A 22,243-nucleotide genomic window follows, 5' to 3' on the forward strand; every position below is an offset into this window, starting at 1 on the left:
CATGCCAGAGAGTGCGCCGGAGATCTATGCCTTCCGGGTCAATGCCGAGCTCCTCGTCCCCGGACAGAGGCTGGTCCTGGATGAGCTGACTCTGGCACCGCTGGCGTCTGTCCGGGTCGAAGAGGATGACCTTGGCACCCCGGCACTGGTTGTCGCCGAGCTGGAGGACGGGGAATCGCTGCGTATCGCGTACGGTTCGGCCGTCCGTGTCGCCGCACCGGCTCCGGAAAAGAATGCTTCCGAAGCAATCCGCAGCATCCCAACGGATGAGGAGACCTACGCCGCCGTCCTGGCGGCTGCCGAGGCCGCCCACCCGGAGGACCGGGCAGTGAAGGAACTGGTCACCCGGCTGGCCCGCGGACTGAACGTCAAGGCCGGCAGCAACCTGCAGGACGTCCGGGACCTGGCCCACACCCTGTACGTGGATCTCGGTGATGCGGAGAACGCCTTGGCGGTCTGCGGCCTGATCACGGGCCTGGGCTTTGACGGCAACTACGGGCGCTGGAATTGGATCCAGGGGGCGCTGGCGCTGGCCGCACAGATCACCCATGAGGCCGGCGACTCCGACGCGTCGGCGGCCTTCGCGCAGGCAGTTCGCGCCGGAGACCACGCGGAGTCGGATCCGCTCAAGGCCAAGCTCTCCGCGGAACTGCTGCAGCGGCAGCTGAACGAACCCAACCTCTACGACCGGGAAGTGCAGCGGGCCGCTGAGTCCGGCGACGAGCACAGCGAACGCGATTGGCGGATCCTGCGCCTGAACACTTTGCTGTACCTGCGCGCCCACGGCGGCTCACAGGCCTATACCGACGCCGAACTCCAGCGCCGGATCCGTACCGAGCTCAGTGCCATCCGGGGCCTGAACCTGGACCTCTAACCGAAGGACCCCTCCAGTAAGGCAAAATAAGAGGGTGTCCACCACTGGTTTTTCCTTTTCCCTCGGTAAGCGCCTGCGCGAAACCACGCCCGATTCCGCGTCCCGCGTCCAGGAGAACGGCGGTGAGTTCCAGGGCCGCACCGGCGTCATCAGCACCCCGCACGGCGAGATCCAGACTCCGGCGTTCATCGCCGTCGGCACCAAAGCCACCGTCAAGGCCGTGCTGCCCGAGTCCGTAGCCCAGCTTGGTGCGCAGGCCGTCCTGGCCAACGCCTATCACCTGTACCTTCAGCCCGGAGCCGACATCCTGGATGAAGCAGGCGGCCTGGGGAAGTTCATGAACTGGCCCGGCCCTACCTTCACGGATTCGGGCGGATTCCAGGTCATGAGCCTGGGCGCCGGGTTCAAGAAGGTCATCAACATGAACGCTGACGGCACCACGCATGCCACCGGAGCGGACGACGACGTCGCGCCCGGCAAGGAGCGGCTGGCGCACATCGATGACGACGGCGTCTGGTTCAAGTCCCACCTCAACGGGGACAAGCACCGCTTCACTCCCGAAATCTCGATGCAGGTCCAGCACCAGCTCGGCGCCGACATCATGTTCGCGTTCGACGAGCTGACCACCCTGCTGAACTCCCGCGGCTACCAGGAACGGTCCCTGGAACGCACCCGGCTCTGGGCTGAGCGCTGCATTACGGAACACCAGCGGCTCACGGCCGAGCGCTCACACCGCCCCTACCAGGCGCTGTTCGGCGTGCTGCAGGGAGCCCAGTATGAGGACCTGCGTCGCAAGGCGTCCCGCGACCTGGGCGCCATGGAGTTCGACGGCTTCGGCATCGGCGGAGCCCTCGAGAAGGAAAACCTCGGCACGATCGTGCGCTGGTGCAGCGAAGAGCTGCCCGAAGACAAGCCGCGGCACCTGCTGGGCATCTCCGAACCGGATGACATTTTCACCGCGATCGAGAACGGCGCCGACACCTTCGACTGCGTTTCCCCCACCCGGGTGGCCCGCAACTCGGCGTTCTACACGCCGTACGGCCGGAAAAACCTCTCCAACGCCAAGTTCAAGCGGGACTTCGGGCCGCTGGTGGACGGCTGCGACTGCTACGCCTGCGCCAACTACTCCCGTGCCTACATCCAGCACCTTTTCAAGGCCAATGAGATGGTCAGCCACACGCTGATCTCCATCCACAACGAGCGCTTTACAGTGAAGCTGGTCGACGACGCACGCCTGGCCCTTGAAGACGGAACGTTCTTCGAGTTCAAGGAGCAGGTGCTGGGCCGGTACTACAGCTAGGCGCTGGCCTGGCCGTACGTCGGCTCGCGCTTCTTGATCGCCTTGATCACGGCTGAGGTGACCGGCACAAACAGGAACTCCACCGCGGTCTTGTAGACGAAGCCGAAGATCACGTAGTTCACGAACTGTCCGGCGTCGGCAATGCCGATAACCGGTGCGGCAATGGCGCAGAAAATCAGGGTGTCCGCGAACTCACCGGCTCCGGTGGAAGCCATGAGCCGTCCCGCCAGGGCTCGCTCACGGAAACGCGCCTTCATCCGGGTCAGGACCAGGGAGTTGAGCAGCTGCCCGGCCAAAAAGCCCAGCAGCGAAGCCACCACGATCTGCCATACCGGCCCCAGTGCCGCTTCCAGCGCGGCCTGCTTCTCGAGGCCGTAGCCGTCGTCGAACCCCGGAAGCGCGATGATGACGGCGAACGCCAGCACGGCGAAGGCGGCCATGGCAAAGCCCATGTAGATGGCCCGCCGGGCGGCCTTGAAGCCGTAGACCTCGCTGATGACGTCGCCCAGGATGTAGGCCAACGGGAAGAGGAAGAAACCGCCGTCGGTGATGATGCTGAAGTCGCCGAACACAGGGCCCAGGACAACGCCCTTCGACGCCCCGATGTTGGAAATGATGATCACTACGCACATCAGGGTGAGGATCAGGTCGTAATGGGAGCTTCCGCGCGAAGCGTAGCTCGGTGCCGGCGGAGCCGTGACGGCAGCGTCCGGGGTAGGTGAAGACATGGGTAATCCCGTTCGGTTAGTGGTTCGCCAAGGCTTTCGCCCCGCTGTATTAGCACTTGCCCGCTGTCCCGGGCGGTCATAAGACCAGCGTCAATTCTGCCACGGTACGGCCGTGTACTCCTCCTCTCCCCGGCACTGCCTTGTTTGCAGCCGCTCAGCCACACTTTTGAACGTGTTCAAAAGTGTGGTCTAATGATCGGCAGAGTGATGGAACAGGAGTTCAATGGCCGCCGGGGCAAAGAGCGAAACCACCCGGCAACGGCTGGTTGAAACAGCGACCGCACTATTCCGTACGCAGGGCTACGAACGCACCACCATGCGCGGCATTGCGGAAGCGGCCGGCGTCTCCGTGGGAAACGCGTACTACTACTTCCCCTCCAAGGAATCACTGGTCGGAGAGCTGTACCGCTCCCTGCAGGATGAGCACCGTTCCCGCGCCCTTCCCCTGCTGCGCGCTGGGCACAACCTTGGCGAGCACCTCCGCGTCATCCTGCAGGCCAACCTCGATGTCCTTGGCCCGTACCACTCGCTTGGACACCAGTTCCTCAAGACCGCCGCGCTCCCGGTGCCCCGGACCAGCCGGTATCCGGTCCACTCCTCATCCAATGCTGCGGCGGACCTTCCCCAGGACGCCGCACAGGTTGGCCGCGGCAAGTCCATCGCCGTTTACCGCCAGGCCGTCCAAGCAGCCCGGCCGCAGCCTCCGCTGGCCATCCGGGACGATTTGCCGGACCTGCTCTGGCTGGTCCATATGGGGCTCACGCTCTTCTGGGTCTACGATTCTTCCCCCGGCCAGGCCCGCTCGCGGCGCCTGGTAAACAACACCGCTCCCCTCGTGGCAAAGCTGGTGATCCTCTCCCGCCTACCGGTTGTCCGGAATATCGTGGAAGATGTCGTCAAGCTGCTGCGAGGAGCAAGAGTCCATGACTGAAACTGCGGGCGACGACGACGTCGATCCGGCCCGTGCCAGCGGTCCCTCCTCAGGTACCGGAGGCCTAGTCCTGGCACCCCGCGTCACCTTCGGACCCACTGCGTTCATGACCGGCTATGCCATCGCCTGCCTGCTCGTCGCGGTGATGGCCACCGTAGGCATCGGCTGGGGCACGTCGCGGGACTTCTGGGGTTACCTCTGGATCATCATCATTGCCGCCTTCTATGCAGCCGGAATCGGGCTCGTCACTGCCGCTCCGGTGGGCCTCGTGCTGGGCCTGCTCCTGCGCGGCGTCCCAAACCAGTGGCTGCATGTCCTGGCGTTCTTCCTCGTTCCCACACTGCTGGCGTGGCTCGTGATCGGCCTCATCGCCGGGGCGGTTGGTGTGCCTTTGCTGATGGCCCTGGCGATAGGCGTCTCCTCGGCCCTGGGCAGGCTGGCCGTCTGGCGCCTCATGGATGTCCGTTTCTAGACCGCTTCGTGCCGTGCACAGCCCGCCTGACACAGTCGACGGCGGCAGCGCCTTAAGGTGGCGGGCCGCACCATAATAGGTAGAAGATGGAGCCATGTCTTTCAACACACAAACGGCACCTTCCGTCACGCTCACCATCGCCGGCTCGGAAGCCACCGGCGGAGCGGGCGCACAGGCGGACCTCAAGACCTTCCAGGAACTGGGTACCTACGGGATTGCGGCCCTGACCTGCATTGTCTCCTTCGACCCCAAGGACAACTGGAACCACCGCTTCGTCCCGGTTGATGCCCAGGTCATCGCCGACCAGCTCGAAGCGATCCAGACGGCCTACGACCTCGGCACCGTCAAGATCGGCATGCTGGGCACCCCGGCCACCATCGACACCGTCGCCAAGGCACTGCAGAGCCAGGAGTGGCAGAACATCGTCCTGGACCCCGTCCTCATCTGCAAGGGCCAGGAACCCGGTGCCGCCCTGGACACCGACCAGGCGTTGAAGGCACAGATCCTGCCGCTGGCTACGTTTGTCACCCCGAACCATTTCGAGTCCATGTCCCTTTCCGGGATGGACTCCATCGAGTCCGTCGAGGACCTCAAGGAAGCCGCCCGCCGCATCCATGAGGCTTCCGGCGCCGTCGTCCTCGCCAAGGGCGGAGTACGGCTGGAAGGCGACGACGCCGTCGACGTCTTCTTTGACGGCCAGACCATGGAGGTGCTGCGCGCACCGAAGGTTGGCGACGTTGCTGTCAGCGGTGCCGGCTGCACCCTTGCCGCCGCCATTACTGCCGAGCTCGCCAAGGGTGCCTCACCCCTGGAGGCGGCCCGCACGGCCAAGGCATTCGTCACCGAAGGCATCCGCAACCGCGTCTCTTCCAACACGCCGTTTGATGCCCTCTGGCAGGGCGGCGCGGGCAGCGGCCCTGCCCTCTAATTCCCCGGAAACGAAAGGGTCAGCGGTGCCGTCCCGGCACCGCTGACCCTTTGGTTCCGGGAATAGAAATCCTCGATGCAGTTGTTGCCGGAAATGTGCTGGTAGAAATTTGGTCCGATATCGGATGTCCCTGGTGTTTCATTGGCAAGCGGCGCTTTGAAGCTGCCCTGTCCCGCTTCGAGCATGCCCCGGAGGTGGAAGTCCGCTGGCGCAGCTACCAGCTGGACCCCAGCCTGCCGGAGCGGTTCGAAGGCTCGGAGGTCGAGTACCTGAGCAAGGTCAAGGGAATGGATCCCGCGCAGGTGTCCGGGATGCTGCAGCACGTCACTGAGCAGGCCGCCGGCGTGGGCCTGGACTACCGCTTTGGCGACCTGAAAGTCGCCAATACGTTCACCGCGCACCGGCTCATCCATCTTGCCCGGGACCTGCGCGGGGCCCAGACCGCAGCGGCGGTGAAGGAAGCCCTCCTCGCGGCGCACTTCGAGCAGGGCCAGGATATTTCCAGCCACGACGTACTGGCCGGGATCGGCGCCGATGCCGGCCTGGATCCGGACACCGTGCGGGAAGTCCTTTCCGGTACCGAATACACCGATTCGGTCAACGCAGACATTGCCGAAGGCCGTGCGCTCGGCGTCAGCGGTGTGCCCTTCTTCGTGCTGGACCGGAAGTATGGAATCTCCGGCGCACAGCCGGAAGAGGTATTCGCCCAGGCGCTCACCCAGGCGTGGGCGGAAAGCCACCAGCCGCTCCAGCCCGTCGTTTCCGAAGGCCGAGCCTGCGCCGTGGACGGCAGCGGCTGCTAGCTGTCTGGATCATGTCCCCGCGACCAGGATCATTCGTCCGGCCGGAGCCAGACGGGCATTACCGTGGGACATGAAGACCTCTCGGGCCCGGCTGTGCGTGGTAACCGCCAAACCCAAGAGGTCTTCACCCTATTCATGTGTAACTAGCGTGGTGTCTCAGTACAGCTAGCGTCCCGCCTGGCCGGCCGGTTCGGATTCGGGCTGCCGCTCCGGCAGGGCTCCTGAGCCCGGCACCGCTTCGGGCGGGGCACCCGCTCCAAGACGAAGCTTGAACAGGGCCAGCGCGGCGAACACCACGACTGCGGAAACGCCCATATACAGAGCCGTGGGCGTCCATCCTGCGTCGAGCAGCGCACCCACCAGGATGGGCGCGAGAATGGCGCCGACGCGTCCGACACCAATGCCCCAGCCAACGCCGGTGGTACGCACCGACGAGTCATAGGCCTGCGGAGTCACCGTGTAGAGGCCGGCGATACAGCCGTTGATGAGCATGCCGACCAGCACGCCTGCCGAGAATGCCAGCGCCGGGATCGAGGTGGTGGTAATGAACAGCACCAAGGTTGCGGCGGACAGCACGGTGAAGGCGATCAGGGTCAGCCGGGAATTCCACTTGGTGGTGAGGGCCCCGTAGAGCAGCGAACCGAACGTCCCGCCCATGGTCAGCATCAGGCCGCCGATGATTCCCTGCTGCTCGCTCATGCCCGATTCCACGAGGAGCCGGGGCGTCCAGGAGTTGGCGAAGTAGAAGCCGAACATGATCAGGAAGAAGGAACACCACAGCAGCAGGGTCGTTGACCGATAGCGGCGGCCAAGGAGCTGCCCCACACTGCTCTTCTGCGGCCCGTTCGTCTCCGGTGCGCTGCCAAGTTCCACCGGCCCCTGGATCCGCAGCCACCGGACGATCCGCGCGAGCTCCCGCTGGGCGTTCGCAGGCCGCCTGGTACGGAGGTAGTCCACGGATTCCGGCACCAGCAGGAGCACCAGGACAATGGAGATGACGGTCAGCAGCCCGCCGGTGAGGAAGACCGACCGCCAGCCGAAGGCCGGGATGAGTGCGGTGGCGCCCATTCCGCCCAGGGTGGCACCGAGGCCGTAGCCGGCGGTGTAAATGCTCACGGCCATACCGCGGTAGCGGTTGTTGGAGTACTCGCTGGTGAGCACCGTGACGGTGGCCAGGATCCCGCCGACGCCCAGACCGGTGACAATGCGCCACATCCCCAGTTCCAGTGCGGAGCCGGCGACCGCGGACAGGAAGAGGCCAAGGGCATTCACGGTCAGCGCCGCCATCAGCATCCGGCGGCGCCCAAACCGGTCAGCGAAGGGACCGAAGGCCAGGGCTCCGACCGCCATGCCGATCAGCCCGGAGCTGAGGAGCCAGCCCAGCTGGGATCCGGTCAACCCGAATTCCTCGGTCACGGAAGTTGCAGTAAACGCCATGGCCAGGACGTCGTAGCCGTCCAGGGCGTTGAGGAATGCAGCCAGGGCGACGATCACCCATTGGTACGGCGACATTTTGGAAGTATCTATTTTGTTGCGGATGTCCACTGTGGACCTTTCAGGAAATGTCGATGGTGACGGTCGCCGGCGTCGAAGTGCGCTCTTCGTCAGCGACGGCGCGGGAGACACAGCAGCACATCTTGGTGTTGGGTTCTTTCTGCCGGTCGGAATAGAAGACGTCCCGGTGGTCGACGCGCCCGTCCAGATCCAGGATGCGGACCTGGCACAGGCCGCACTCACCCTTGCGGCAGTCGAACATCATGTCCAGGCCGGTACGCTCGAGCGCTTCGAGCATCGATTCGTCCGAGTGGACGGTTGCCTGGACCCCCAGGCGGGGAACGCGCACGGTGAACGGCTCAGCCTCGAACCAACCGCTGTTGCCAAACGTCTCGTAGCGCAGGTTTGGAAGAGCCAGTCCGCGTTCAATCCAGGAGCGCCGCACGGCGTCCATGAGCCGGATAGGACCGCACATGTAGAGCTCCGCCGATTCGGGCACACTGTCCACCAGGGCACGAGCATCAAGGGAAGTGCCTTCATCGTCCAAATGCATCTCCAGCTGCTCACCGTGAAGTGCGGCGAGCTCGCCGGCATACGCCATGGCTTTGCGCGACCGGGCGGCATAGACCAGCCGGTAGGTCGCTCCCAGGCGCCGAAGCAGTGCCGCCATTCCGAGGATGGCCGTGATCCCGATGCCGCCGGCCAGCAGGACGTAGCTGGGAGCGCCGACCCGCAGCGGGAAATTCTGCAGCGGCTGCGTCATCTCCAGCACGTCTCCGGGCATCAGCTGATGCATGAACGCGGACCCGCCCCTTGTTGTGGGGCTGAGGAACACGCTGATCGCCAGCTCTGAACCGTCCGGACTGGCATCGACCACGGAGTAGGAACGGATCGAGGCAGAACCGCCGATCAGGACCCGGACATCTATATGCTCGCCGGGCCGGACGGCATGGGGCTTCTCGGGGAGCAGGACGATCCGCCGGATCCCGGCAGCGATCTCCTCGGCGGAGTGCACCGTTCCGCGCTGCCAAACCTGGGAATTGGAGTCAGCCACAGGTACTGCCCTCTCAGGCGCCGGGAGCCGCGGCCAAGCGGCCTTCGGCTTCCAGCGCTCGCTCCAGCAGGCGCCGGACCCACATGCCGCCGGCGTCGATGTTCAGGCTGTAGAACTCGTAGTCCGGGTTGGCGTCGATGGCGGCCTGCTGTGCCTGCAGCATCGCCTCGTCTTCGCCGAAGACGCCGTGGACCCCGTTGCGCAGCTGCGTGGTGATGAGCTGGCTGTCCAGCCTGTAGTTGCGCATGAAAGCCCAGAAGTAGTGCGAGGAACGTTCCGACTCCGGCGTGATGGTGTTCATGACGTAACCGTTGACGCCCCGGGACCTGTCACCTTCCGGAGCTCCGGTACCGGCTTCGGCAACGCCTACGTCAATGCAGATGGTTGACGGGAAGTAGTAGTGGATGATCTGCCAGCGGTCCACCTTTCCTTCAAAGCCGGGGAACTTGTCACGCATGTTCTTCAGCCAGAAGGGCGGTGCATCGATGTTGTGCATCCACCGGGTCACCGTGACCGAGTTTTCATCGTGCGTGACCTCGAACTCGGATTCGCTGAGTTCCTCCTGCCCAATCGAGGAACTGTGCACGAACTCCTCGTGGGTCAGGTCCATCAGGTTGTCCAGGACAAGCTGGTAGTTGCAGGGGGCGTGGATGGTCTCGCCGTCACCTGCCCACTCCGGGCTGGCGAGCTGGTGCATATCCGGCACCAGGGAGGGATCGGCAAAGGTCGGGTCGCCCAGCCAGACCCAGACGTAGCGGTACTGCTCCACCACGGGGAACGACGGCACGGTGGCGGAAGGGTTCAGCGTTTCCTGGGCAGGCATGGAGGTGCAGCGGCCCGCGGAATTGTAGCGAAGGCCGTGGTAGGGGCACTGGATCTCATCCTTGCCGATCAGCTTGCCCTGCGAGAGCGGCGCCAGCCGGTGCCAGCAGGCATCTGCGAGGGCAACGGCCCGTCCGTCGGCAGTGCGGTAGATAGCCAGGGGCCGGCCGGCGACGGTGCGGGCCAGGATTCCCTTGGAGCTGACTTCGTGATCCCAGGCCGCGACGTACCAGGCGTTGAGCGGGTGGGACATGAGTTTGGCGGTGGTCGTGGATTTTGCGGCTGAGACAGTCAAGAGGGGTCCTCTGCAACGAAACGTGGAGCCAACTATCTATGTCCATAGATAGTTGGTGAGACGAATCACATGTTAGTTCTGCCACGGAGCTGCCGCAAGCAACGGACGCTTTATGTCGCAGGCCAGTTTTTGCGCTTTTCGGACCGGCCTAGCCCTGCCGATAAGGCCCCTGTCAAGGGATAACGGGAGAATTCAGGCTGAAACGCGAATATCTTTGCGGTGCCTGTTTGCTCGATTATGGTGTGCCTACGGCTGCAGGCATTTTGGGGGCCGAAGGTGCATGCTGACACCCCGCAACGGGGGTTGGGGGCACAAAGGAAAGCTGTCACGTGTGTCAGCAGCCGGCAGTGGCGTTACAAGTCTCGAGTCTCAGGTCTCCAGGTCTTCGACGGCGTTTCCGGCAACACGCGGCGGAACGTTCAAGGAGCACAATGAGACGGTCCATTCATCGCAGGCCGGGAGCAGTGGCAACAGCCGCCGTCGCCGGACTCGCACTCACGGCAGGTCTTGGCCTACCGGCCCAGGCGACTGAAACCACGGGCGCCAACGGCGCCGCGCAGGGCTTTGCAGTAGAGAAATTCGCTGAACAGAAGGTCTCGCCAAGTCTCCGGGGAGTAAACGGGGAAGTCTCCGTTTATGTCCAGTTCACGGGTGAGGGCGCCTTCGACCAGACCCAGCCGGACGCCGTCAAAGAGGGCAAACAGCAACCGGTCGTAGACGCGCCGCGCGTCCAGGAGATCCGGTCAGCCATCGAGTCCCAGGCTGAGTCCGTGGCCCAGGAAGCCGATGCCAGCACCCTTTACACCACCACCAACACCCTTCCGGGCGTTGGCATCGTGGGTGACGCCGAAGCCATCAAGGCGCTGGCGGAGCGCGACGACGTCGCGAAGATTACCCGGATCGTCCCCAAGACCATCGATAACAAGGGTGCGGACATCGACACCCGTGCCGTGAATACGTGGGTGGAGCGCCAGGAGACCGGCGAGGGCATCACCATCGCCGTTCTCGACACCGGCATTGACTACACCCACAGCGATTTTGGCGGTCCGGGGACCATCGAGGCCTATCAGGCAGCACAGGCCTCCGAAACGCTGCCCGCGGCTGACAGCGGCCTGATCGACGCCGAGAAATTCATTGGCGGTTATGACCTGGTTGGCGATGACTACAACGCCGACTCCAGCGCACCGGACTACCAGCCGGTTCCCAAGCCGGACCTCAACCCGATGGACTGCCAGGGCCACGGCAGCCATGTCGCCGGCACCGCTGCAGGCTACGGGACCAATGCCGACGGCAGCACGTTCACGGGCGACTACTCTGCCCTGACCTCCAAGAGCGTCAACGACATGCGCATTGGACCGGGCTCGGCTCCGGAGGCGAAGCTGGTGAGCATCCGTGTCTTCGGCTGCACCGGTTCCTCCGAAGTCGTCGGCCAGGCCCTGGACTACGTCCTGGATCCCAACGGCGACGGCGACTTCTCTGACCGCGCGCAGGTCGTGAACATGTCCCTGGGCTCCGAATACGCACCCGTCGACGATCCCGAGAATGACATCGTGGACAACCTGACCGAGCAGGGCATCCTTTCAGTGGTCTCATCCGGCAACTCCGGAGATGTCTACAACGTGGGCGGCTCACCGGGCAGCGCAAAGTCCGCCCTGACGGTGGCCAGCTCGATTGGCTCCCAGATCTCCCTGGACCGCGCCGATGTCCTGGCTCCCGGGGAAGAGGAAGGAACCGCGGCCGGCCAGTACTCGGTCAACTTCAACTACTCCGACCCGGCTCTCGCATCCGGGCGGCTTACCGGCGATGTGGTTGCCGCACCGGCGGACAACGCCTTCGGCTGCAACGCTTTTCCCGCAGGTTCCCTGACGGGCAAATGGGTCTGGATCCAGTGGGAGCTGGACGGAGCCTTCCCCTGTGGATCAGGCGCCCGCTTCAACAACGCCCAGGCTGCCGGAGCTACCGGCGTCGTCCTGGATTCACCGCGTGACGTTTTCGATGCGGGAATCGGCGGCAACACGGCCCTTCCCGGCATCCAGCTCAACCGCGAGTCCTCCGAGCGGCTGCGCCCCGCCGCCGTCGCCGGCACCCTGACCCTGAGCCTGGATCCGGCCTACATGGGCACAGCCACCGGCCCGTCGAACTCCCTGGACACTGTCAGTTCCTTTTCCTCCCGCGGCCAGCATGGCTCCAACGGTGTGGTGAAGCCCGACGTCGCTGCTCCCGGCTCCTCGATCGGTTCGGCCAACGTGGGTTCGGGCAACGGTGCGTCGGTGAAGTCCGGCACCTCGATGGCCGCGCCGCACGTGGCAGGCCTGGCAGCACTGATGTACGCGGCAACGGATTACACGCCGTATGAAGTCAAGAACTCCATCATGAACACGGCAACCCATGACATCCTCGCCGCGAACGGCGCCGTGCACGGCCCCAACCGTGTTGGTTCCGGCCGCGTCGACGTCCTGGACGCAGTGAACACCAAGGTCCTGGCCTACGATTCCGAGGATCAGGCGCTGACCAGCGTCAACTTCGGTGTCCTGGAACTCGGCGCGGATGCGCTGACCGTGACCCGCAAGGTCACCGTCCAGAACAAGTCGGACAGCCCGCGGACCTTCGACGTGAGCTACCTGCCTGCCTCGACCATGCCGGGCGTGGAGATCACGACCGCTCCCCGCGTCAGTGTCGGTGCCAACTCCAAGGCAACGGTGGACGTGACCCTCACGGTCGCTGATCCAGCGGCTCTGGCTAAGACCATCGACCCGGCGGCTGACACCGTGCAGCTTGGCCTGCCGCGCCAGTTCCTGGCCGACGTCTCCGGCCGCGTCCAGCTCGCCAGCGCCGGTGTTCCGACGCTGCGGGTGCCCGTCTACTCTGCTCCCAAGCCGACATCCGACATGACGGCCGGCACGGAAATCAGTTTCGCCGATTCAGAAGCCCTGGCCGCTGATCTCACCCTCACGGGCCGCGACCTGGTCCAGGGTTCCGGCGCTTCGACCTACCTCTCCCTGGTATCGCCCCTGGTCCTTGGAGCGCAGAGCGAGAAGCGCGATGACCTGGCACTGAAGTCCATGAATTCGATGGACCTTGCAACCGTGGGTGCGTCTTCGACGGTTCCGTCGGTCAAGGCGGCAGGCGGCGATCCCCTCGACGCCGTGCTGAACTTCGGTCTGAGCACGTGGGAGAACTGGCCCCTGCTGGGCGGCTACAACGAGGTCAACGTCGAGATCGACACAAATAAGGACGGCAAGACGGACTTCATCGTCGTCACCGGCCGTGCCGCTGATCTGGACCTCGTCCTGGTTTCCACCTACCGGCTGAACCCGGACGGGAGTTCCACCCTCGTGGACCAGACCGGCGCCAATGGCCTCCTGGGCAACATGGACTCCAATACCTTCGACACCAATGCGGTGACCTTCCCGGTCTCCGTGGCTGCACTGGGCCTGGACCCGGCAGCCGAGTCGCTGCCGCTGCAGTACAAGGTGGTTACCTGGAGCCTGTACAACGTCGATGAAACCGGAACCACGGTTCCGGTCGATTCCACGGACTTCATTGAGTTCGACGCCGCCAACCCGGCACTGTGGTTCTCCGGCGGTTCGCCGGATGCCCTGTTTGCCGACGTCGACGGCGGCAAACTGACCGTAAACCGCAGCAAGGACACCACCGAAGCTTCGGCACTGTTCCTGCACCTCCACAATGCGACAGGAGACCTGAGCGGCAAGGCCGGACTGGGCGAACGCGCCGAAGTCCTGCCCGTCACCGTTCCGGCGAAGGTCGTCAACCCGGTCAGCGCTGTGAGCAAGTGCAACGCCTTCAAGGCCGAAATCACGGTAACCCTCACCAACAACGGGGACCGGCGTGCGGACATCGACCTGAAGTCCCCGCACGGCAATGCCAAGGTCATGAAGCTCGAACCGGGACAGACGACGACGGCGGTCATCAAGACCCGCCAGCTGTCCGTAGCCGCCGGTGATGTGACCGCCCAATACAAGTTCCTCGGTAAGGGCAAGGCTGAAAAGGTCGACTACACCGCGTCCTATGGCGCAGTGAAGTGCAGCCGCTAAAACTAGCCAGGCGCTGAAAAGCTGCGGGCCCGGGATATTTCCCGGGCCCGCAGCTGCATCTCGTGACCGCCCGAAGCCAAAGAGGTAGTATCCACAGAACGGATAGGAGCTATCCCAATTTCTCGCTTCCCCAAATAATCCGTCCCCATCACAGTGGTCATAACGACGTGACCTGAATCACGTTGTTCACCCTTTGACTGTCGATGGAGACCTGATGAGAAGCACGACGCCGAGAACCAAGGCCCGGGGCGCCCTTAGCGCCTTGTTTATCGCCAGCCTCGCGCTGGCTTCCTGCAGTTCTGCCCCTGCAGGAGACACGCCAAGCCCGGAGCCAGCTGTCTCTTCTGACAGCCCTGCAGCTCCGGGAGCCGAAGTCCTCGCAGCGGCTTACGAAGGTACTGTCGGGGCCCCGCCCACCGAAGCTGTCCCGGTCCCTGAGGACCTGTCCGCGTGGATCGTCTCCTGCGGACAGTCCCAGACCACGTGTTCCACCCCTGCCCAGGCAGCAGCGGATGCGGCCGAAGCCATCGGCTGGCAGCAGAACGTCTGCGACGGCCAGCTCAACCCCAACGGCTGGGCCAGCTGCATTCGGCAGGGCGTAGCCGCCAATGCAGACGTAATCCTGGTGATGGGGCAGGACTGCTCCAGTTTCCAGGGGCCGCTCGAAGAAGCCCGCGCTGCCGGAATTGTCACGGTGGGAGTCGGCGCCAATGACTGCGATATCGATGGCGGGGACCCCCTCTACACCGGGATAACCAAGAAACTTGATGGATTGGACAACGAGCAGTGGTGGAACAAGATCGGTGAACTGCAGGCCAACTGGCTGATGGGTCAGACGGGCGGCGACGTGAAACTGCTCGAAGTCACCTTTGCGGATGCCCGCTTCGGTCCGTGGATCAGCGATGGACTCAACGCCGCCCTCGCGGATTGCGAGACCTGTGAGGTTGTCGGGACCCTGCAGCTGGGTAACCAGGATGCAGCGGCCGGCGCCATGGGGCAGAAGCTCTCCACAGCACTGCTCCAGGCTCCGGAGGCCAACGCGATCGCCGTTCCGCTGGACGGATGGTTCATGGCAGGTCTGTCCCAGGCAATTGTCTCCTCCCAGCGGTCCGACGACCTGGCAGTCATAGGGACGTTCGGCCAGCGCAGCAACCTGGACCTGATCGCCGACGGACAGGGCCAGGACGCCTCCGTAGCCTTCAGCCTTGAGTGGGACGGATGGTCCGGGATTGATACCGCACTCCGTCTGCTGGCGGGGCAGGAAATCCTGGCCTCGGGTGTCGGGCAGCAGGTGGTGGACGCGACCACGAACATGCCGGCTGACGGCAGTTCCTTCGCTTACAACCCGGAGATTGATTTCAGAAAGGCGTACCTGGAGGCGTGGGGCAAGTAGTGGCTGCTCACGACGAGAACTGCCCTTCCGTGCCCGCGGCTCCCGCGGGCACGGAAGGTGTGGTTGACCAGGCATCCTCCGTTGCTCTTGGCGCCCACGGACTGGTGAAGACCTTCGCCGGCGCCACCGCACTCGCCGGGGTGGATCTGGCCGTCCAAGCCGGAACCATCCACGCCCTGCTGGGCGGCAACGGATCCGGTAAATCCACGCTCATTAAGTGCCTGGCAGGGGTATACCAGGCAGATGCCGGCACAATCACCGTGCACGGCGAGGACATTCCTGTACGGCAAATGACTCCGCGCCGGGCGCGAGAAGCAGGCTTGAGGTTTGTTCATCAGGATCTGGGGCTCTTTGACGGCCTGACCGTCGCAGAGAACTTCGGCCTGGATTCCGGCTTCCCCGTCAACAAACTGCGCGGAATCCGGTGGGAGGCACTTCGCCGGCGCGTGGATGAGTTGCTGGCATCCTACGGAATTGAAGTCCGTGCCACGGATCCGGTGGGTACCCTCCGACCCAGTCAGAAGACCATGGTGGCTGTTGCCCGCGCACTGGCCGACCAGCAGGACAGCGAGTTCGCGCTGCTCCTGGATGAGCCGACGGCGTCGCTGCCGGAGGACGAGTCCCGGGAGCTGATGGCCGCCCTGCGCGCCCGGGCCAACCGCGGACAGACGATCGTGCTGGTGACGCACCGCTTCCGTGAAATCTCTGAGGTAGCCGACGACGTCACGGTATTTCGGGATGGCAGAGTAGCCGGCCGAGGGCCGGTCGCTGAAATGTCCACCGCCACCATCGTGGAAATGATGTCCGGAGCCCCGCGCATGGAAGAGAGTTCTTCCGGCACGAATCGGCCTGTCCACCCTGCTCAGCGAAACAGCCACCCGGACGGGTCGAGCGTGGATTCCCCGGCGCCGCTGTTCGAGGCCACGAACCTGTCCAGCTTCCCCCTCTCCGGGGTGAACCTGACGGTCGCACCCGGGGAGATCCTGGGACTCGCGGGATTGGCAGGTTCCGGCCGTTCCACGGTGCTGCGCGCCATCTTCGGTGACGCTCCGCTGAACAGCGGAAGCATGAACTTGAACGGCGTTTCCCACCAGCCCTCCTCCCCCGCGGACGCAGTACGTTCAGGGATCGCCTTTGTGCCCGAAAACAGGCATCGGGATGCGGCATTTCTGGACCTGCCGGTACGGGAAAATGTTTCTGCCACTGTCATCGCGCGGTACTGGCGCAGATTTGTCATGAACCGCCGGTTGGAACGGGAAGAGACCCAGGACCTGATCCTGAAGCACTCTGTCCGCACGGACGGTACCGAGCAGCCGATAAGCCGGTTGTCCGGCGGCAACCAGCAGAAGGTGATTCTGGCGCGCTGGCTGCGCAGAAACCCGCGGTTACTCCTGCTCGATGAACCAACCCAAGGCGTCGATGTGATGTCCCGCCGGGACATTTACCGGTCGCTGCGGAGCAGCGCAGCACAAGGATGCGGGGTGCTGGTAGCCTCCAGCGATCTGGACGAACTGGCAGAGATATGCGACCGCGTCCTTGTCCTGGTCGAAGGCCGGGTTGCCGCTGAACTCATTCCTGAAGACTCCGGACGCGATGTGCTGGCCGCGGCCGTCATGTCCGCGGCCCCAGACCACCCTGCCCCTCAAGAAGGACCGTAATGGACGCCATTCATACGCCCCCGGATGATTCTCAGAAGACCCGGCAGCCCTCAGCGGTTCTCAGCGCCGCAGAGCCAGCTGATTCCCTCCCTCCGGCAAGGTCCAGACCGAGCCGCACCCCTCTGGGGACCCATTTGGAGCGGTTCGCCCTCCCGCTTCTGCTGGTCCTCATCATTGTCTTCTTTGGCATCCTGCCCGCCAGTTCCTCTGTCTTCCTCAGCGGTGCCAACGTCTCGGTGGTCCTGGCCAACCAATCCGTCATCACCCTCGTAGCCATTGCGCTCGTCTTTCCGCTCGTAGCAGGACACTTCGATTTCTCAGTTGGTGGCACCGCGGTCTTGAGCAGCGTAGTTACTGCGGCTTCGATGGCGCATTTCTCGCTTCCGCTCTGGCTGTCATGCCTTCTCGGAGTGGCAGCAGCCGCCCTCGTTGGGGCAACGAACGGGCTGCTTGTGGCGCGCTTCGGAATGAACGCTTTTGTCTCGACCCTCGGCATGGCCACCCTGCTGGGCGGACTCATTCAGTGGTATACCGGCGGACTGGCCATTATTGGCGTGGATCCTGCTTTCACCGCATTTGGGAGCAGCAGCTGGCTGGGGCTTCCCCGCGTCGTCTTCGTGGTGGCCATTGTTGCCTTCCTTGCCTGGTACCTGCTGACGCACACCCCCTTCGGGCGTTCCCTCTATGCAATCGGGTCCAACAACCGGGCAGCGGTTCTTGTAGGCCTGCCCCTGCGGAGGTACACACAGACGGCTTTCCTCCTCTCGGGCACCTTGGCAGGGGCGGCTGGAGTGATTCTTGCGGCACGTACAGGCGGGGCCAACGCAGACAACGGAACCTATCTTCTGTTCCCTGCACTGGCGGCGGTCTTCCTGGGTGCAACGGCGATCCTGCCCGGGAGGTTCAATGTTGTCGGTACAGTCTTCGGGGTGCTGTTCGTGGCTGTTAGCGTCAGCGGACTGACGCTAAGCGGCGCGGCGAACTGGGTGGACCAGGTTTTCAACGGCGTGGCGCTGCTCGTCGCCGTAGGCCTTTCCAGTTACTTGGGGCGGCGCAGATCCGGCCTGGGAACGTAGCCGGTGGGAATATGACGCCTCCCCGCAGCTCTGAAGACTATAGGAGGGGCGGGGCGGTGGCTCCGCCTAGTCTGGCACGCATGAAGTCAATCGATTTAAACCTGCTGCCGACGCTCCAGATCCTGCTCCGTCTCCGCAATGTGTCGCGGACAGCGGAACACTTGCAGCTGAGCCAGCCGGCCACGAGCGCTGCCCTCTCCCGGCTGCGCCGTTATTTTGATGATGAGCTCCTTGTCCGCGACGGGCGCCATTACGAACTCACCCCGTTGGCACAGGACCTGGTACCGCTGGTTGATGACGCGCTGCAAAGCCTGGACCGGGTGACAGGAATCAGGACCCAGTTCAATCCGCTCACCAGCGATCGCGAATTCTTTATTGCGGGTTCGGATTACGCCGCCACCATGTTCGCGGAACCGCTCCGCCGGATCCTGCAGGTAGAGGCCCCGGAGGTGAGCGTGAACATTATTCCCACCAGCGGCATGAGGCTGGATCAGGCCGATTTCACTCGTTGTGACCTCATTGTCGGGCCCGCCGGGTATTCGCTGCCGGGACAAAGCAAGCCCGTTTTCCGGGACAGCTTCGTGGCCGTCATGGACTCGCATAGTCCTTTCCTGGAGAGGGAGGTGCTGAGGGTAGAGGACCTCGGAGATCTCCCGCATGCGGTGGGATATTTCGGCGAGTCGATCAAAACTCCTGCCGATTTGTTTTTTGAGTCACTGGGAGTGGAGCGCAAGATTGCCGCTCATGTATCCGGATTCCTGGCACTGCCCCTGCTTGTGGAGGGGACGGACCTGGTGGCGCTGGTCCCGAAAATGCTGGCACTCAGGACCCAGCGTGGAGCAGACATCACCATCATCGAGTTTCCGGTGGAATCCGAACCCGTGCTGATCGAGGCCATGTTCTGGCATTCCAGCCGCACGGAAGATCCAGCCAATCTATGGCTTCGTTCGGTGGTTCAGCGGGCCTGCGCCCAGCTGCACCAGAAACTTGAGGACGACGCCGTCATCCGCAGTGCGACTATCAGTCGCCCTACCCGGTAGTTCGTTCGCCCCCCCGGCTGTCATCAGCCGGCCCAGTTCATTACCCTCCCGCCACTAGACCGTAACTCCGCCGGAGCCGGGGCCTGGAACGGGCCCGGACAAGGGTCGATGCGTCGCGCCGCTCCCCCACGGTGTTGGTGATGGTGCCGATGCCATCCACGGCCATCACCACTCTGTCCCCGGTCTGCAGCGGCGGAGGGGTCTGAGCACCGTTGCGGCCCCACAGCTCGGCGAGGCAGCCGCTGCCGCATGTTCCCGAGCCCAGCACGTCCCCGGGAACAACCCGCGAATCCTGCGAGGCATAGGCCACCAGCTCGGCAAACGGCCAGCCCATGTTGGATAGCAGGTCTTTCCCCACTCGGATACCGTTGACTTCCACACTCATTTCCAAGCTGAGGAAACCTTCGGCGTCGTGCCGGTCTTCAAACTCGTCAGCGGTGACGATCCAAGGTCCGAGGGTGCCGGCGAAGTCTTTGCCCTTGCAAGGGCCCAGACTTACCTTCATTTCACGCCGCTGCAGGTCCCGTGCAGACCAGTCATTGAATATGGTGTATCCGAAGATATGGCGGTGCGCCTGCTCCGCCGTGAGGTTACTCCCGGCGCTGCCCGGCACCCGTCCAATAACGGCGGCCACCTCGGTTTCGAAATCCAACTGGCTGCACCCGGCCGGAATGGGGATTTCTTCACCCGTACCGCGAATGGTGTGTGGGTTTGTGAAATAGAACGTAGGTGCCTGATACCACTCCTCCATCACACCGGGAGCACCTTCTATGCTGATGCGCATTCCCTCGACATGCTCCTCGAACGCGACGAAGTCCCGGACGGCGGCCGGGACCAGCGGAGCCAGGAGCGTGACGGCGTCAACCGGTTTGGGTGCTGATTCACCGGTCTGGCCACCGGCACCGGCCGCGAGCGTCAGTTCGGAGAGCCGAAGGGTTTCCTCCAACCCTGCCGAGAGCAGGTCGTTGGTGGTCATCCCTGCAGCAAGCGGGTAGGCACGGTCCCCATGGATGAAACCGGAGCGGACCTCGCCGCCGTCGTTCCAGCGTGCGACTTTAACCATGGTGCTGCTTCCCTTCCGTAGCAGTAGCCCTGACCAGCGCTCCGTGATCACGGTGTCCGGCCCGGATGCCAAGACCTGCGGCATTGCCGGCCATGATCATCTGCTCGTCCTTGCGTGTGAGGCCTGCCGCGCGAAGGTCATGCACCGGGTCTTCCGTGCCCATGTCGAACGGGTAATCGGAACCGAGCAGGATGCGCTCCGGCCCCGCTATGCCGGCCAGAGCCCGGAGTTCGGAAGGGCTGTGGGTGAGCGAGTCGAACCACAGCCGCTTCATGTACGACGACGGCGGCGCGGCGCACCCGTGCGCCTCCGGCCGAACCTTCCAGGCACGGTCTGACCGGCCAAGCGTTGTGGGAAGGTAGCCACCGGCATGCGCGGCAATCAAAACCAAACCGGGATGCCGGTCCAGTACTCCCGCAAAGATGAGGTGCGATAGGGCCACTGCATTCTCCGCCGGCTGCGAGACAGTATTGGCCAGATAGAACCGGTCCAGCCGTTCATCCAACGAACAGCCGAAGGGGTGCAGGAAAACAATCGCGCCCAACTCTTCGGCACGGGCCCAGAACGGCTCCAGCCGGGCATCAGACAATTCAACTGTGCCGGCGTCTTGCCCTTCCTCGGACGAAGCACCAAAGCCTGGAGCGTAGGAGCCAATTTCCACACCGAGCAGGCCACAGTCCCGTACGGCGTGCTCCAGCGCGGCGACCATGAGTTCCGGATGCTGCAAGGGAACCATTCCCAGTCCTGCAAGCCTGTCCGGTGCCGATTCCACCAGCTCCATCATTGCGGTGTTGGCCCGGCGGGCGATCTCGGCTCCGACGTCCGGCTCTGCGAAGTAGTAGTAGTGCGAAGGTGAGGGCGAGACCAGTTGCACGTCGATGCCGGCCGCATCCATGTCTGCCAGGCGCCGGGACAGATCCACCAACTGGGGCCAGCGTTCCCTGATCATGGCGCCGGAATTCTTCAGTGATTCAGGTCCCTGCCGGCGGGCATCAAGCTGCTGGGCACCAGCGAACTCCGCTGGTGCGGACGCCGCAACGAATTCCTGCAGCGCGGGCAAAACTACGTGGGCATGGACATCTACGACCGTGCCCCGTCCCGCTTGCGGCTCAATCATGCCGGGGAGCTTACGGTTGTTGCCACCGAAGCGATCAGGCCCGGGACGTCTGCGTTCCGGATCTCTCCGGTGAGCATCCATGCTCCCAGCTGGACCGATCCTTGAACCACGGTCCGGGCGCGCTCCAGCCTGCGCTCCGTGAACTCAGCCCAGAGGGAATCGTCAAGCTCATCGCGGCTTACCACCAGTTCGGCCAGCACCGCTGCGTCTTCCACGGCCATGGCCGCACCCTGCGCAATGGTGGGCGGGCAGCTGTGGGCGGCGTCGCCGATAATCACGGCCCGGCCCCGGTTCCACGGTCCATCCACCAGGTGTGAGGTGAACCGGGTGTAGTTAACGCGCGCACTGTGATCCAGGCTGGCCCGTATTTCCTTCCACGGCCCACCGTAGGCTGCGGCGAGTTCGGCCATGATCTTCGGGCCTTCTTCAACACTGCGTTCCTGTGCATCTTCAACCAGGTACGCATACATGCTGTCCCGGCCCGTGGGGCAGTAGCCGGCTATGTAGCAGGGGCCTCCGTAGGTCAGATCGGTGCGGACCACCTCAGCCGGCCGCTCGACGAAAGCCCGCCAGATTCCCATCCCCGTCGGTTCCGGCACAACATCAATGCCTATGGCGGGCCGCACCACCGAATGCAGCCCGTCAGCACCGATCAGCAGGTCGTAGGCGAGGCGTTCGCCGTCGTCGGTTATGGCCGTGACCGACCCTGCGTCCTGTTCCACGCCTTTGATCATCTTGCCGTAGCTGATCCGGACACCGGCTTCGTCCGCGCGTCGCCGGAGAGTGTCGGCGAGATCCGGGCGGTACATGCCCAGCGTCGCGGGCAGGTCGCTTCCGCCGGTCCGGGCGTCATCGGTCACGGACAGGAGGGTTCCCGCCGGATCCGGTGCCCGAAATCCCAGCTCACTGAAGGCAAAACCCTTAGCGGCAATTTCATCCCAAATGCCCAGCTGCCGGAAAATCCGCAGCGCATTGCCCTGCAGGGTGATTCCGGAGCCGTGCCGGGATGGAGCATCAGCCTTTTCAAGGATTTCCACGTCGACTCCGGCATCAGCGAGCAGCGACGCCGCCGTTAAACCCGCCGCTCCCGAACCAACAATGCCTACCGTCTTCACAGCTGCCATAGTGCAAACTCCTTTG

18 protein-coding genes are annotated in these 22,243 nt (G+C 64.0%); 11 read left to right on the plus strand and 7 right to left on the minus strand.

The window, feature by feature from the left end; genetic code table 11:
* Position 1 precedes the first annotated feature (1 nt).
* Both LOC59_RS15990 and tgt read left to right on the plus strand, forming a co-directional pair.
* Complete coding sequence (locus LOC59_RS15990; protein WP_227896246.1) at positions 2-874, plus strand: DUF6707 family protein; 873 nt, start codon at positions 2-4, stop codon at positions 872-874.
* A 34-nt stretch (positions 875-908) separates the two neighbouring features.
* Positions 909-2,174 carry a tRNA guanosine(34) transglycosylase Tgt gene (gene tgt, locus LOC59_RS15995; RefSeq protein ID WP_227916889.1) on the plus strand — a complete coding sequence of 422 codons (1,266 nt, stop codon included), beginning with the start codon at positions 909-911 and terminating at the stop codon, positions 2,172-2,174.
* Here the strand turns inward: tgt and LOC59_RS16000 are convergent.
* On the minus strand, positions 2,171-2,902 hold the full coding sequence (locus tag LOC59_RS16000) for a queuosine precursor transporter (protein WP_227896248.1): 732 nt from the start codon (positions 2,900-2,902) through the stop codon (positions 2,171-2,173). The genes tgt and LOC59_RS16000 overlap by 4 nt on opposite strands.
* A 223-nt stretch (positions 2,903-3,125) precedes the next feature.
* Between LOC59_RS16000 and LOC59_RS16005 the strand changes: the two genes are divergently transcribed.
* From LOC59_RS16005 to LOC59_RS16020, 4 genes are all read left to right on the plus strand, one after another.
* The gene (locus tag LOC59_RS16005; RefSeq protein ID WP_227916890.1) at positions 3,126-3,833 is read left to right on the plus strand and encodes a TetR/AcrR family transcriptional regulator; all 708 of its coding nucleotides are present in this window, start codon (positions 3,126-3,128) and stop codon (positions 3,831-3,833) included.
* Entirely contained in the window at positions 3,826-4,305 is a 480-nt protein-coding gene (locus LOC59_RS16010) for a hypothetical protein (protein ID WP_227916891.1), read from the plus strand. The genes LOC59_RS16005 and LOC59_RS16010 overlap by 8 nt, the downstream gene beginning before the upstream one ends.
* Positions 4,306-4,399: 94 nt before the next feature.
* Positions 4,400-5,233 (plus strand): bifunctional hydroxymethylpyrimidine kinase/phosphomethylpyrimidine kinase, encoded by an 834-nt coding sequence (thiD, locus tag LOC59_RS16015; protein ID WP_227896251.1) that lies wholly within the window; start codon positions 4,400-4,402, stop codon positions 5,231-5,233.
* Between the two features lie 50 nt (positions 5,234-5,283).
* The gene (locus tag LOC59_RS16020; RefSeq protein WP_231713797.1) at positions 5,284-6,036 is read left to right on the plus strand and encodes a DsbA family oxidoreductase; all 753 of its coding nucleotides are present in this window, start codon (positions 5,284-5,286) and stop codon (positions 6,034-6,036) included.
* A gap of 165 nt (positions 6,037-6,201) precedes the next feature.
* On the opposite strand, the gene LOC59_RS16025 is transcribed toward LOC59_RS16020, so the two are convergent.
* Genes LOC59_RS16025 through LOC59_RS16035 form a run of 3 tightly spaced genes read right to left on the minus strand, consistent with a single transcriptional unit; the run spans position 6,202 to position 9,701 of the window.
* On the minus strand, positions 6,202-7,548 hold the full coding sequence (locus LOC59_RS16025) for an MFS transporter (RefSeq protein WP_229973050.1): 1,347 nt from the start codon (positions 7,546-7,548) through the stop codon (positions 6,202-6,204).
* Between the two features lie 43 nt (positions 7,549-7,591).
* Positions 7,592-8,584: a PDR/VanB family oxidoreductase gene (locus LOC59_RS16030; RefSeq protein WP_229973052.1), complete on the minus strand. Its 993-nt coding sequence runs from the start codon at positions 8,582-8,584 to the stop codon at positions 7,592-7,594.
* Between the two features lie 13 nt (positions 8,585-8,597).
* Complete coding sequence (locus tag LOC59_RS16035) at positions 8,598-9,701, minus strand: aromatic ring-hydroxylating dioxygenase subunit alpha (RefSeq protein ID WP_229973054.1); 1,104 nt, start codon at positions 9,699-9,701, stop codon at positions 8,598-8,600.
* A gap of 431 nt (positions 9,702-10,132) precedes the next feature.
* Between LOC59_RS16035 and LOC59_RS16040 the strand changes: the two genes are divergently transcribed.
* From LOC59_RS16040 to LOC59_RS16060, 5 genes are all read left to right on the plus strand, one after another.
* Positions 10,133-13,756 carry a S8 family peptidase gene (locus LOC59_RS16040; RefSeq protein WP_229973056.1) on the plus strand — a complete coding sequence of 1,208 codons (3,624 nt, stop codon included), beginning with the start codon at positions 10,133-10,135 and terminating at the stop codon, positions 13,754-13,756.
* 214 nt (positions 13,757-13,970) lie between these two features.
* Positions 13,971-15,149, plus strand: a complete 1,179-nt coding sequence (locus LOC59_RS16045) for a sugar ABC transporter substrate-binding protein (RefSeq protein WP_227896257.1) — start codon at positions 13,971-13,973, stop codon at positions 15,147-15,149.
* On the plus strand, positions 15,149-16,807 hold the full coding sequence (locus LOC59_RS16050) for a sugar ABC transporter ATP-binding protein (protein WP_229973058.1): 1,659 nt from the start codon (positions 15,149-15,151) through the stop codon (positions 16,805-16,807). Before LOC59_RS16045 ends, LOC59_RS16050 begins: the two co-directional genes overlap by 1 nt.
* 134 nt (positions 16,808-16,941) lie before the next feature.
* Positions 16,942-17,883, plus strand: a complete 942-nt coding sequence (locus LOC59_RS16055) for an ABC transporter permease (RefSeq protein ID WP_227916897.1) — start codon at positions 16,942-16,944, stop codon at positions 17,881-17,883.
* 80 nt (positions 17,884-17,963) lie between these two features.
* Positions 17,964-18,923, plus strand: a complete 960-nt coding sequence (locus LOC59_RS16060) for a LysR family transcriptional regulator (RefSeq protein ID WP_227896260.1) — start codon at positions 17,964-17,966, stop codon at positions 18,921-18,923.
* A 40-nt stretch (positions 18,924-18,963) separates the two neighbouring features.
* Here LOC59_RS16060 and LOC59_RS16065 read toward each other — a convergent pair whose 3' ends face one another.
* The 3 genes from LOC59_RS16065 to LOC59_RS16075 are packed head-to-tail and all read right to left on the minus strand — an operon-like array spanning position 18,964 to position 22,227.
* The gene (locus LOC59_RS16065) at positions 18,964-19,986 is read right to left on the minus strand and encodes a fumarylacetoacetate hydrolase family protein (RefSeq protein WP_229973060.1); all 1,023 of its coding nucleotides are present in this window, start codon (positions 19,984-19,986) and stop codon (positions 18,964-18,966) included.
* Positions 19,979-21,103 carry an amidohydrolase family protein gene (locus tag LOC59_RS16070; protein WP_229973062.1) on the minus strand — a complete coding sequence of 375 codons (1,125 nt, stop codon included), beginning with the start codon at positions 21,101-21,103 and terminating at the stop codon, positions 19,979-19,981. Before LOC59_RS16070 ends, LOC59_RS16065 begins: the two co-directional genes overlap by 8 nt.
* On the minus strand, positions 21,100-22,227 hold the full coding sequence (locus LOC59_RS16075; RefSeq protein WP_227896263.1) for an FAD-dependent monooxygenase: 1,128 nt from the start codon (positions 22,225-22,227) through the stop codon (positions 21,100-21,102). The genes LOC59_RS16070 and LOC59_RS16075 overlap by 4 nt, the downstream gene beginning before the upstream one ends.
* Positions 22,228-22,243: the final 16 nt, after the last annotated feature.

This window comes from Arthrobacter sp. zg-Y916 (assembly GCF_020907385.1).
Taxonomy (GTDB): domain Bacteria; phylum Actinomycetota; class Actinomycetes; order Actinomycetales; family Micrococcaceae; genus Arthrobacter_B; species Arthrobacter_B caoxuetaonis.